This is a genomic window from Enterococcus sp. AMC1252 (assembly GCF_058216515.1).
In genome coordinates this window covers 2,978,528-2,990,933 of the sequence record NZ_CM177097.1, presented here as the reverse complement: position 1 = coordinate 2,990,933, position 12,406 = coordinate 2,978,528, and the positions used below count along the sequence as shown (strand labels likewise).

The window sequence follows — 12,406 nt, the reverse complement described above, 5'->3', positions numbered from 1 at the left end:
TCTTGTCACTTCTTAATAAATCCGCTATGCTAAAAGTGTAAAAGAAAGCTGTCAGAATAGAAGCTTTAGTTATTAATAGTTAAAAAACAGTGGAATCAATCAAATCAAAGGAGGGCGACTAATGAAGGAAATTATTCATAATAGTTGGCAGGAAGTTTTGGAAGAAGAATTTACAAAAGAGTATTATTTAAATCTAAGAGAATTTTTAAAACAGGAGTATAACGATCAAACTATATATCCAGATATGTATCACATTTATTCTGCTTTAGAGTTAACGCCATACGAAGAAGTAAAAGTTGTGATATTAGGCCAAGATCCTTATCATGGTCCCAATCAAGCTCACGGATTAAGTTTTTCCGTTCAACCAGGTGTCAAAACGCCACCATCTTTAATGAACATCTATAAAGAACTGCAAGATGATTTGGGTTATCCTCCAGTCTCACATGGGTTTCTAGAGAGCTGGGCCAAGCAGGGAGTTCTTTTATTAAACACTGTTTTGACTGTTCGTAATGGTCAAGCCTTTTCTCATCGAGGACAAGGTTGGGAAAATTTGACAGATGCAATCATTAAAAAGTTGAATGAACGTGATAAGCCTATTGTATTTATCTTATGGGGCAAACCGGCTCAGGAGAAAATCAAAATGATCGATACGAATAAACACATCATCATCAAGTCTCCACACCCGAGTCCTTTAGCAGCTCATCGAGGTTTTTTTGGATCAAAACCTTTCTCAAAAACTAATCAAGCTTTGGAGCAATTAGGTGAGACACCAATCAACTGGAAATTGCCTGATACAGTGTCTTAAAACAGCTTGCTCTGTTATAGTGCAGTAAGATAAGTTTGTGAAAATGAGATCAGAATCAGCATTTTTTCCACTAATACAGCTATAAATAACTGTTATTTTCTTGGATAATGGTGTATGATGAGATTGTATAAATAATCATTGGAGGGTATATCGTGGAATTATTCGATAGCTTAAAATTTAAAGTCATTCGCCGTAACATCAAAATTGTTTTCCCAGAAGCAACAGATCCTCGTATTCTAGGGGCTGCAGCTCGTTTGAAAGCAGAAGAGTTAATGGAACCGATCTTGATCGGCAAGCAAGAAGCAATCGTAGAAGCAGCACATGCTCGCGGAATCAAGGCTTCTAACTTTACGATCATCGATCCAGATAATTATGATGGATGGGAAGAGATGGTTCAAGCGTTTGTTGAACGTCGTAATGGAAAAGTAACAGATGAAGATGCTCGTAAGATTTTAAAAGATGTGAACTATTTTGGTACAATGCTTACTTACATGGGTCTTGCTGATGGTATGGTCAGTGGTGCGATCCACTCGACTGGAGATACTGTTCGTCCAGCTTTACAAATCATCAAAACAAAACCAGGGGTTAGCCGTACGAGTGGTGCGATGATCATGGTTCGTGGTCGCGATCAAGAAAAATACATCTTTGCAGATTGTGCAATTAATGTAAATCCAACAGCACAAGAACTAGCTGAGATTGCTGTTGATAGTGCCAAAACAGCCGAATTATTCGATATCGAGCCAAAAGTTGCAATGATGAGCTTCTCAACAAAAGGTTCTGCTAAAGCACCCGAAGTAGATAAAGTTGTTGAAGCAACTAAAATTGCTAAAAGCTTAGCACCTGAGCTTGAAATTGATGGTGAATTACAATTCGATGCATCTTATGTTGCATCTGTTGCACAATTAAAAGCACCTAATTCACCTGTAGCTGGCCAAGCAACTGTCTTTGTTTTCCCAGAGTTACAATCAGGAAATATCGGCTACAAGATTGCGCAACGTTTAGGTAACTTTGAAGCAATCGGTCCAATCTTACAAGGATTGAACAAACCTGTTTCAGATTTGTCTCGTGGAGCAAACGAAGAAGATATTTACAAATTATCAATTATTACTGCGGCACAAACATTGATGAGCTAATTATATTTACTAGAGAACTGGAATCAGACGTTTAGCGTTTTATTCTAGTTCTCTAGTTTTTTTGGTCATAATTCGGTATACTACACTACATAGAAACATGAATTGTTTAGATAGGCAGGTGAAGAAATGGATTTACAAATCAACGATTTAGGAGAAATGGAAGCTATAGCGAAAATTATTGGCTCTGTCGCAACACCTGGTGACACGATCGTTCTTTCTGGAGATTTAGGTGCAGGCAAAACCACGATGACTAAAGGGATTGCTTTAGGCTTAGGAATCACGAAAATGATCAAAAGCCCTACCTATACGATTATTCGAGAGTATCAATCAGGACATCTGCCGCTTTACCATATGGATGTATACCGTATCGAAAATGGCGCAGATGATCTTGGATTAGATGAATACTTTGAAGGTGACGGCTTATCTGTTGTTGAGTGGGGAAAATTGTTGGGCGAATTTTTACCAGGAGACTACTTAGATATTACAATTGTAAAAGATCCAGAAAATCTTGAAAAAAGAATAGTATCGATCCAAACAATTGGATCAAAAGCTGAAAGGTTTTTAGAACGTATTCAGAAAAAAATGGAGGAACATGCATGACAGAAGTTGAATTTACGATTCGGGAAGCTATTCCAGATGATGCAGCAGAGATTTTACATGCATTAAAGGTTATTGGCAGTGAGACACCTTATCTTGTAATGGATGAAAAAGGAATGGAAATGACCCCAGTTGAGATGAGTGAAAACTTAGCAAATCTATATGAATCACCGAATAACGTGTTGATGGTTGCTTTAGCAGATGATAAAGTCATTGGTACGGCTTCTGTTAAAGCGTCATCGAAAAAGCGTATGGAACATATTGGTGAGATCGGGATCAGTATCTTAAAAGACTTTTGGGGCTTTGGATTGGGGAGTTTGATGATGGAAGAGTTGATTTTATGGGCGAAAGAAAGCGAAGTGATTCGCCGTTTAGAATTAACTGTACAGCATCGTAATCAGCGCGCTGTCCATGTCTATGAAAAAATCGGCTTTAAAACAGAAGCAATCATGCCTCGAGGTGCGAAAACCGATGATGGTGAATTTTTAGATGTACAGTTGATGAGTATGATGATTGATGAATAAACTGTAAGTATATTTTTAATTTAATAATAATAATCCCCAAAAGTTGTTGCTAAAGCCTACAGCTTTTGGGGATTTTTTTTTGAGTAGCTTCTGTTCAATTTATACTTATTAAAAAAGAAAGTCGTTCAAATATTTAGATAGTATCTCATCAGAGTTACAAAATTTAATGATATGGTTTCGATAACGAACTAATTGTTTATTTTCAAGCTTTAACAATACTTTTGTAGCATAAGGACGTGAAACATTGGAAAATTCTGCTAGAAGTGAGTGGGTTACGAATTTAGGCAATACAAAATAATTTTTAGATTTTTTCCCTAAGTACTGAACGAGTAAAATGAGAGAGGTAAAAACACGTTCAGAACCTGATAATGATGACAGATACCAAGAAAGTTGTATTTTTCGTGCCTGATGATAAAGATTTTTATAAAGTATATCAAAGACTTCTTGATCTTTTGATTCCAGTTCGTAGGAAGGAATCATTACTAAAGTGACTTTTTCAAGTGAGATAAATAACCAAGGGTTGTCTGGTTTAGAAATAGAAAATAATGTATTTAGTCCTAAAAACTCTGATGGGCCTAATATGTCAAATGATTTAAGTGTTCCTTGCTTATCTATTATGGAAGATTTTATATAACCAGATTTTATATAGTATAAGTGATTCGGTAAAATTTTATTAGTGAAATTTGTATGTTCACTGATAAATATCGTGGTAATAGTTTCTTTTTCAGATAAGCGTGAAACTAATGTTGCATTTAACCCTTTAAGATAAGTGTGATAATTAAATAAATCGTCTATAAACATATTTAGCTCCCTAGATAATTAATTTGATGATTCAATCTCACAGAATAAGATAACACATTTTAGTTTATTTAATTGCTATTTTTTACAAAAAAGAACACAAAATTAACAGATGATTTAAATAGGATTAAAAAAGTAGCATAATGTTACTAGGGAACATAAATCTTATTTTATTTATATTAATATAACGTGTAGTAGCGTTACTGTTATGCATTATCTTTTTTTTCAATAGGTTCACATCCCCAATTATTATATAAAATATGAAAGGTGGAAAATGGTATTTACGAAGGAGAGAGACTTTAAAAAAACACTTAGGAGGAAATAGTAAAATGTTTGTGAAAAAAAATAAAACCAAAAAAGTTGTTTTAAGTTTTTTATTTGTTTGTTTTATCGGAGCTGCTGGTATTGCAGATGAAGCAAGAGCTGAAGTGATTAAAAAACAAGATATGTTTAACAGTGAGATTGAATCAAAATTAAAGACAGAAATACCTAAAATGTCGACTATTTCAGAGGCACAAATTCAGAAATCAGCAAATTGGAATAAATATAAGTACGGTGTATTTGAGGGAGATCTTTTAAATGAAGGTCAAATATCGACTAGAACAACTACTATTCATGTGACAAAACAAAATAGTTACTGGGATCGTTATGTAGACATAATTGTTTTAGATGAGAGTGGAAAAACTAAATACGTCAGTGGGCGAATTGCTGTACATGGTAAAGAAACCTATATTTCAGTAAAACCAGGAACTTTAAAACCGAACACAACCTATTTGCTTGGAGTAAATGAGCGTTGGTTACTTACAGGAATTATCGCGGATAGCTATCCTCTAGGCTACTTTAATGTTTCTTCTGGCGAAACACATACACCACCAAAAATTGAAGCATCCGATCGTAGAGTTCCTTTGAATACGATGTTTGATTATTTGGAAGGTGTTTCTGCTTATGATGAAGATGGCAAAGACATTTCTCATTTGATTAGTTATTCTGGAATGGTCAACACGGCACAGGAAGGAAATTATTTAGTTACTTACTCAGTGACAGATAAAAATAATTTAACGACAGACAAATCGATTAATGTAACCGTATTTAAACCTGAACCTGAATATCTAGAGAAGCCAACATTGGATATAGTGACTGATGAGGACACTTTGATTACGGGGACTGCTGTTCCAAATACATCAATAACGGTAATTATTGGTCAAGAAAAATATCGAAATGCAGTTTCTCAATCAGGAAAATTTTCTATCAACTTGGAGCAGACTTACCCAAAGGGAACTCAGATTGAAGCGTTTGTAGAGAATCAACAAGGAGACAGGAGTGAATCTGCTTTTGGCACAGTTCTACCAGCGCATATGGAATTAGAAAAACCTACATTAAATGAAATAACAGATAAGGATACCGTGGTGACAGGAAGTGCTCAACCAAATACTCAAATTGATTTGAGTATGGGTGTTGAAAAATATCGTGAAGATGTCAAAAATGATGGAACCTTCTCCATTACTTTGGATCAGACATACCCAGCTGGGACTGGAGTAGAAGCATTTATTACTGATGAAGAAGGAAATAAAAGCGAAAGTACTAAAGCAGTTGTAAAATCAGCAAATGATCAAATAGGCGTTAACCCAATCTATACATCAGACTCAATCATAACGGGTAAAACAATTCCTAACGCTAAAATAGAAGTTAGCATTGAAAATTTACGGGCACGAATCTATGAAGGAACATCAGATTCTAATGGTAATTTTATTATAGATATGAAGGGAAAAACCTATCCTGCTGCAACTCAAGTGGAAGTAACAGTTTTTCTTTCTGATGGTACAAAGAAAAGTAAAAAGGTGATTGTTTATCCCAAAATTCCTTCAGTAAATACAATTAATGAGCTTTCTAGAGAATTAACGGGAAGCGCAGATTCTAATGCTTCTATTAAGGTTTCTTCAAGTAATGGATTATCTTTTGAAGGAGAAGCAGATTTGGCTGGTAATTTTAGGATTCCAGTTAGTGGATTAAAACAAGGAAATATTTTGTCTGTGTATCAAACAAGTAACGGAATAGATAGTGAGACAATCACTGTTACAGTACAATAATAAATATAAAAGAAGAGGTGTTTTATGAAAAGACAAGTAATACGATCTACAAGCCTGATGGGAATACTTTTAGGAACATTGCTGCTAAATGCAGCTGAGGTTTCAGCAAACGAAAATCAATTGAAAGATATGCCATTTACGAATAGTCAGTTACAAAAGTATACGCCTCTAAATAAAATGGGTGATCCATTCGATGTAACTATCGGCTGGAATATTGAATTTGAAAGTAGCTTGCCAAATATACATGTAGAAGATGTGTTTCTTGAAGGCAAAGAAAATTCAACATTGAAGCAAAAGATGATAATCAATAATGCTGCAAATATTGGGGAAGCAAAACTACATGCAACAAAAAAAATTCCCATGAAAAAGGGACATGAATATAAAATCAATTTAATCTATGCTATGCAATTTAATAAAACGGGAACGGGTTCTATTGATTTTAATGGCGATAAGGTTTCCAATACTGATCCTAATGGAAATGATGCAAAAGATCATTTGTACACAAAAACAGTTACTGCTGAAAAAGATATGGATTATGTTATCACGATTGATTACAAGATTCCGAAAGTTTCAAATGTTTATTTAAAATTGGCTTTTGATACAGAAGGTGACGGTGGAATTGTAGAAAAAGGGAACTTGGAAGCTCCTGTCCTTGAAGCACCTCAAGCAAATCAAACAATTGTTACAGGGAAAGGTCAGGCAGGAAATACGATAGAAATTCAAGATGCCTCTGCAACTGTCTTGGGTATAAGTAAAATAAACACAAATGGTAGTTTTTCTGTAACTGCCAAGCGTGCGTTTGTATATAACGAAACCATAAAAGGTGTACAAATCAATGAAGAAGGTACCCGCAGTAAAGAAACAGAAATAAAAGTAATTGATACGATTGCACCAGAAGCTCCAATTTTAGAAAAAGTAACGAATGAAAGCAAAGAAGTTCATGGAAAGACTGAAGCTAATGCGTTAGTAAATTTAACTATGGGTTCTGACACGTATCAAGAACAGGCAGACGGCAATGGGGATTTTACAATTTATTTAGAAAAAAATTACGATTTTGGTACAAAAGTATCTGCAACTGCTACTGATTTAGCAGGAAATGTGAGTAAAACTACTGAGATGTTCGTTGTTTATGCGACAGAGCTGAATGTAAAACTTGATGACACTATTTCAAGTGCTGATACAGAACTAACGGGTGAAACAACAAGAAAAAATGTAGAAGTTGAAATCAAAATCAATTCTAGAATTTTTAAAGTAACATCAGATGGAAACGGAAAATTTGTATTATCATTGCCACGTACGTATCCTGTGGGGACGAAAATAACTGCTAAGGTCATTGATGAATACGGTCAAAGTAAAACAGCAGATACAATTGTAACACCTAGACCCCCTTCAATTACAAGTCTTCGAGAAGGAGATCAGTTGATTACAGGTAAAGCTGATCCTAATGCTAAAATCGAAACCATTGTTCATCATGGTGAACAAGATTATCAATTTAGTGTACTAGCAGATCAAGAAGGCAATTACACTGTTGAATTGAAAGATGATAAAGATAATCCGCTTAAATTGAAAATTGGTGATTCAGTAGAAATCAAGTCCGTATTTGAAGATTTAGGTATGGAATCAGAAACAATATATCAAGGGATTTTCTCTTTTTAAACAAAAGTAAATCAGCTGTGAACGACATAAGATTTGACTCTTTAAAGGTTGGGATAAAAGCGTAGTTGTTGCTTTTGTTTTCACCATTTATCCGGAATTCATGTGACAGGGATGTGACTTACAAAGTGATGTCCCAGTCACTTAAAGTTAAATAAATGACAGAGAATAATCGAAATATTCTAGATAGGAGATAGGTTAAATGGAAAAAAGAAGATACTCTTTTCTTTTGCTGGTACCCTTTTTCTTTTTTTTATTCGCAAGTTCAGTAAGTTATGCTGAAGAAAAGTCAAGCAATGAAGAATTCGATGTTTCAAGTGGTTGGACCATTGATTTTAGCACAAGTTTCCCTAACATTGAAAAAGATCAAGTATTCATTCAAAATCACATAAATCAATCTCTGAAGCAAAAAATGCTCATCAATAATTTTGCTAATATAGGAGATGCAGAATTGACTGCTAAAAAATCAATTCCTATGAAAAAGGGATATGAATACACTATAAATTTAATTTATGCGATGCAATTTGAAGAAGCTCAAAGAGGCTGGATTGATTTTAATGGTGACAAAGTTTATTCAGAAATAGAAACCTATCCGTCAGACAAAAAATATCAAAAAAAGATTGTTCCAGAAGAAGATTTTGTTTATACAATTACGATTCATTATGAAGTAAAAAAAATGGAAAATGGTTATTTGAAATTAGGCTATTCGATGGATAACGAGGGAATTGAGATGAGACCTGAGCCTATTGATTCTGCAGTAACGGTCCGATACCTAGAAGAAAATGGAGAACCATTAATCAAAGATGAAGTTATTAAAGGGAAAGTTGGAGAGAGTTACTCAGTTTCTAAAAAGGAAATGAAAGGATATTTTCTTAAAGAGATACAGGGAGAACTGTCTGGATATTTTGCCATTGAGCCGCAAGAGGTAACACTGATCTATGCTAAAAATCCAGAGGAAAATGGAATGATAACTGCTTATTTTCGTGATGAAGCAGGGAATGACCTAGAGGAACCTATGATTAAAAGAGGAGTGATTGCTACTAAATATGAAGTGAAAGAAAAAGAAATCGATGGATACATATTAAAAGAAGTCCAAGGAGAACCGACAGGAACATTTAAAACAGAAAAGCAATCAATCATTTATATATATGAGAAAGTTGAAAACAAAGTATCTGATTCAACAGTTACAATTTACTACCAAGATGAAAACGGAAATGAACTAGCGGAACAAGTTATTAAAAAAAATGTAGTAGGACAATTGTATAATGTTGATATCAAAGAAATACCAGGTTATGAGTTGAAGGAAATAAAGGATGAACATTTTGGTGAATATTTAGAAAAAGAACAAGTTGTTAGATGTGTTTATATAAAAAAAGAAATAGATAATTCAATAAATCAAGCATCAGTTAAAAATATTAAACAAATGCCAGCGCTTGGAGACAATAACAAAGTTCTATTACAAGTAATTGGGACCGTGATTTTAGGTAGTGTACTTATTTTCTTTTTTGTAAAAAAATAAGAAAATAGAGGGTAGCACGATAATGGTTTAACATAACCGATTGTAACAAGGTGTAACTTTTTTGAAACGAGTTACATTTTTTTTAATACGTAACAGCCTATGAACAATCCATATACAATAAGACGACAAGTCGCTATACTTAAGTCAAAGAAAAGTTCATAGGAGGAAAAACAAATGTCAAAAGGAATTAAAATCGTTACGATCGGTGGAGGATCAAGTTACACACCAGAATTAGTTGAAGGATTTATTAAACGTTATGCTGAATTGCCTGTACGTGAGTTGTGGCTAGTTGATATAGAAGCAGGGAAAGAAAAATTAGAAATCGTTGGTGCAATGGCAAAACGTATGGTCAAAGCTGCTGGTGTAGATTGCGAAGTTCACTTAACGTTAGATCGTCGGGAAGCATTGAAAGATGCTGATTTTGTTACCACACAATTGCGTGTAGGACTTTTAGATGCTCGTATTTTAGATGAACGGATTCCATTAAGTCATGGTTTGATCGGACAAGAAACGAACGGTGCTGGTGGTATTTTCAAAGCGTTGAGAACTGTTCCTGTGATTTTAGATATTGTAGAAGATATGAAAGAACTTTGCCCAAATGCTTGGTTGATCAACTTTACAAATCCAGCAGGAATGGTAACAGAAGCCGTATTACGTTATGGAAATTGGGATAAAGTTGTCGGTTTATGTAACATTCCAGTTAACGCGGTTTTTGAAGAAGCTGAATTATTAGGTGAAAATAACCGTGATTTATTCTTCCAATTTGCTGGGATCAATCACTTACATTGGCACACAATCACAGATAAAAATGGGAATGATCGCACAGACGAGCTAATCAAAGTGATGTATGGTCAAGATGATGCGAAGTCGATCGTAGCAAATATCAAAGACAACAATTTGATTTGGGAGCAAGTCGAAAATCTGCATATGGTTCCTTGTCCATACCACAACTATTACTACTATACAGATAAAATGTTGGCAGAAGAATTAGAAGATTTCAAAAACAATGGAACACGTGCTGAAAAAGTAAAGGAAATTGAGCATGAATTGTTTGAATTATATAAAGATCCAAACTTAGACTATAAACCAAAACAATTAGCAGAACGTGGTGGCGCTCGCTATAGTGATGCAGCGTGTGAAATCATCAACTCTATTCATAACGATAAACGCACAACCATGACTGTCAGCACTAGAAATAATGGAACAATCACAGACTTACCTGCTGAAAGTGCAGTAGAAGTAACATGTACGATCACAGGGAAAGGGCCAGTTCCTTATAATTTTGGTAGCTTTAAACCCCAAGAACGTGGCTTGTTGCAAGTAATGAAATCAATGGAAGAATTAACCATCGAAGCTGCAGTTACAGGTGATTATGGTACGTTGTTACAAGCATTTACAATGAATCCATTGATCACAAGTGGCGATGTTGCCAAAGAAGTTATGGATGAATTATTGGAAGCACATAAACAATATTTACCAGCTTTTTTTAAAGAAGGTAAATAAACTAAAAAACAAGAGCACTCATTTTTATGAGTGCTCTTGTTTTTGCTTTTGGACTTCTTTTGCCAAATACTCCACTGTATAAAGTGCGGGGACTTGAGAAGTAATATCGCTGTCTCCGATTCTTTCCGTTGAAATGTAATATGGGATATTTACATCAGAAAGAGCTGCAATCGGTGATTTTTCACTATTTGTGATTGATATGATGGAGCTATCATTTGTAATAAAATGATTCAGATAATTGATGATTGCTTCATTCTCGCCACTAACAGAGAGGGCGATCACACACACATTTTTTGCGATACTCTTATTAAAAAAATTCACAGGGTGATTGATCGGATCTTCAATATGAAAAGCCATACTAAAAATAGAAGAAAAATACAACGCCCCATATTCGGCAATAATATTTGATGATCCTGTTCCAATAAATAAAACAAGATCTTTTTCTGATAATAATTTCGCAGCTGCTTGGATGCGTTCTTGATAAAAAGATTCAGTGGAACGTTGGATAAAATGAGTAAAAGATGTTTCATCTACAGCGTGAGTGTTTACAGGCTCAGCTAATGATTTTCGATATAAATTTAATTTGATTTTAAATTCAGAAAAACCTTCACAACCAAATTTTCGGCAAAAACGTAAAATACTGGCTGTGCTACTGTGAGTTTCTATAGCTAATTCACGAATTCTCATATAAACGACTTTATCGATATGAGACGCAATATATTTATAAATTTCTAAATCGATGGGACTTAAATCAGGACTATGATCTAAAAATAACAACCTATCCACTACTTTCTTTATTTAATTTAAATCAATCAATAACTTTCTCCTCTGTAAATACTGATTCATAGGCATACATCGTTTCTTCATCTTGTAAAATTAAACATAAATCATTAAAATCATCGGGCGTAAATTCTCTTAAATAGAGCTGTTTATTTTCGATTATTTTTTTAGACATCATTCATTTCTTTCTTTTTATCATAGGCTAACTTCATGCTCATAACATAAAGTGGCCCAAATTCTCCTTGGACAATTTTATCTAGGAGCTGAAAACCTGTTTTTTTATAGAGTGTTTGTGCCGCAATATTCTTTTGGTTTACTGCAAGAATGATCTCAGTAGCATCTGTGAAATGTCGGCGAACAAAATCAGGCAACACTTGTAAGACCTCTTTTGCGTGACCATGCCCTTGGTAGCGTGCATCTGTAGAGAAGGTTCTTAGTAAAATTGCTTGTTCATTTCTTGTATATAAAGCAATATCTTTTTTTTCATCTAAAACAAAAAAATTCGTTAGTTTGTTATTTTCTATCCCTAAAATGGGGTGGATAAAAGAGTTTGTCTCAGAAATTTTTATGGGCATTTCAGGAGTTCCAGTAAAAAGTAACTGTTCAGTGTTTAAGTGATAGTCCTGGATCATACTTGAAAAATCGTCCGTATACCTTTGTAAAAGCATGTTTGGCACATCCTTTCATATGTAATATTCCTGTATTAAGACAAGAAGAGCTTTTCTTATTTTACCATAGGAACTGGTTAAGATTGAAAAAAATAAGTTCGAAGAAACTGATTTGTGAAAGAAAAATAAAAAAAACTGGGAGTTTGTGAGCAATATTTCCGACCTATACTAAGTTCATCAAGTAATAACAGCTGTAAAAATTCAAAAATTACAGTCGCCGTGATTTTAAATGAATAGTTCAAACTGTAGAGAGAAATTTAGATTAGGTTTTCTTCTACAATGTTTAGATGATAATTTATATAAGCTAGAAATATGAAAAACTCCTTGACCTTTTCTGAA

At 34.2% G+C, this 12,406-nt stretch carries 11 protein-coding genes; 8 read left to right on the top strand and 3 right to left on the bottom strand.

The window, feature by feature from the left end; all coding sequences use genetic code 11:
- The first annotated feature begins 121 nt into the window (after positions 1-121).
- The 4 genes from AC4BB5_RS14155 to AC4BB5_RS14140 all read left to right on the top strand — a co-directional run bounded on the left by AC4BB5_RS14155 (position 122) and on the right by AC4BB5_RS14140 (position 3,059).
- Positions 122-805, top strand: a complete 684-nt coding sequence (locus AC4BB5_RS14155; protein ID WP_490456749.1) for a uracil-DNA glycosylase — start codon at positions 122-124, stop codon at positions 803-805.
- 152 nt (positions 806-957) lie between these two features.
- Complete coding sequence (gene pta / locus AC4BB5_RS14150) at positions 958-1,938, top strand: phosphate acetyltransferase (RefSeq protein WP_490456748.1); 981 nt, start codon at positions 958-960, stop codon at positions 1,936-1,938.
- A 126-nt stretch (positions 1,939-2,064) separates the two neighbouring features.
- Positions 2,065-2,538, top strand: a complete 474-nt coding sequence (tsaE, locus tag AC4BB5_RS14145) for a tRNA (adenosine(37)-N6)-threonylcarbamoyltransferase complex ATPase subunit type 1 TsaE (RefSeq protein WP_490456747.1) — start codon at positions 2,065-2,067, stop codon at positions 2,536-2,538.
- A complete protein-coding gene (locus AC4BB5_RS14140; RefSeq protein WP_490456746.1) occupies positions 2,535-3,059 on the top strand; it encodes a GNAT family N-acetyltransferase in 525 nt (174 codons plus the stop codon). Before tsaE ends, AC4BB5_RS14140 begins: the two co-directional genes overlap by 4 nt.
- A 108-nt stretch (positions 3,060-3,167) precedes the next feature.
- Here AC4BB5_RS14140 and AC4BB5_RS14135 read toward each other — a convergent pair whose 3' ends face one another.
- A complete protein-coding gene (locus AC4BB5_RS14135) occupies positions 3,168-3,860 on the bottom strand; it encodes a Crp/Fnr family transcriptional regulator (RefSeq protein WP_490456745.1) in 693 nt (230 codons plus the stop codon).
- Between the two features lie 326 nt (positions 3,861-4,186).
- On the opposite strand from AC4BB5_RS14135, the gene AC4BB5_RS14130 reads away from it, so the two are divergent.
- The 4 genes from AC4BB5_RS14130 to AC4BB5_RS14115 all read left to right on the top strand — a co-directional run bounded on the left by AC4BB5_RS14130 (position 4,187) and on the right by AC4BB5_RS14115 (position 10,619).
- Positions 4,187-5,944, top strand: coding sequence for an Ig-like domain-containing protein (locus tag AC4BB5_RS14130; RefSeq protein WP_490456744.1), 1,758 nt, complete (start codon positions 4,187-4,189; stop codon positions 5,942-5,944).
- A 24-nt stretch (positions 5,945-5,968) separates the two neighbouring features.
- Positions 5,969-7,600 carry an Ig-like domain-containing protein gene (locus tag AC4BB5_RS14125; RefSeq protein ID WP_490456743.1) on the top strand — a complete coding sequence of 544 codons (1,632 nt, stop codon included), beginning with the start codon at positions 5,969-5,971 and terminating at the stop codon, positions 7,598-7,600.
- 199 nt (positions 7,601-7,799) lie between these two features.
- A complete protein-coding gene (locus tag AC4BB5_RS14120) occupies positions 7,800-9,116 on the top strand; it encodes a MucBP domain-containing protein (protein ID WP_490456742.1) in 1,317 nt (438 codons plus the stop codon).
- Positions 9,117-9,290: 174 nt separating this feature from the next.
- Positions 9,291-10,619: a 6-phospho-beta-glucosidase gene (locus AC4BB5_RS14115; RefSeq protein WP_490456741.1), complete on the top strand. Its 1,329-nt coding sequence runs from the start codon at positions 9,291-9,293 to the stop codon at positions 10,617-10,619.
- A 24-nt stretch (positions 10,620-10,643) separates the two neighbouring features.
- On the opposite strand, the gene AC4BB5_RS14110 is transcribed toward AC4BB5_RS14115, so the two are convergent.
- Positions 10,644-11,396: a MurR/RpiR family transcriptional regulator gene (locus AC4BB5_RS14110; RefSeq protein ID WP_490456740.1), complete on the bottom strand. Its 753-nt coding sequence runs from the start codon at positions 11,394-11,396 to the stop codon at positions 10,644-10,646.
- 170 nt (positions 11,397-11,566) lie between these two features.
- Positions 11,567-12,067, bottom strand: coding sequence for a GNAT family N-acetyltransferase (locus tag AC4BB5_RS14105; RefSeq protein ID WP_490456739.1), 501 nt, complete (start codon positions 12,065-12,067; stop codon positions 11,567-11,569).
- Positions 12,068-12,406: the final 339 nt, after the last annotated feature.

Bases quoted from the DNA above. Each gene is read 5' to 3' on its own strand.
- AC4BB5_RS14105 (WP_490456739.1), bottom strand. From the start codon at position 12,067: ATGCTTTTACAAAGGTATACGGACGATTTTTCAAGTATGATCCAGGAC.
- tsaE (WP_490456747.1), top strand. From the start codon at position 2,065: ATGGATTTACAAATCAACGATTTAGGAGAAATGGAAGCTATAGCGAAA.
- AC4BB5_RS14120 (WP_490456742.1), top strand. From the start codon at position 7,800: ATGGAAAAAAGAAGATACTCTTTTCTTTTGCTGGTACCCTTTTTCTTT.
- AC4BB5_RS14140 (WP_490456746.1), top strand. From the start codon at position 2,535: ATGACAGAAGTTGAATTTACGATTCGGGAAGCTATTCCAGATGATGCA.
- AC4BB5_RS14130 (WP_490456744.1), top strand. From the start codon at position 4,187: ATGTTTGTGAAAAAAAATAAAACCAAAAAAGTTGTTTTAAGTTTTTTA.
- AC4BB5_RS14115 (WP_490456741.1), top strand. From the start codon at position 9,291: ATGTCAAAAGGAATTAAAATCGTTACGATCGGTGGAGGATCAAGTTAC.
- AC4BB5_RS14155 (WP_490456749.1), top strand. From the start codon at position 122: ATGAAGGAAATTATTCATAATAGTTGGCAGGAAGTTTTGGAAGAAGAA.
- AC4BB5_RS14125 (WP_490456743.1), top strand. From the start codon at position 5,969: ATGAAAAGACAAGTAATACGATCTACAAGCCTGATGGGAATACTTTTA.
- AC4BB5_RS14135 (WP_490456745.1), bottom strand. From the start codon at position 3,860: ATGTTTATAGACGATTTATTTAATTATCACACTTATCTTAAAGGGTTA.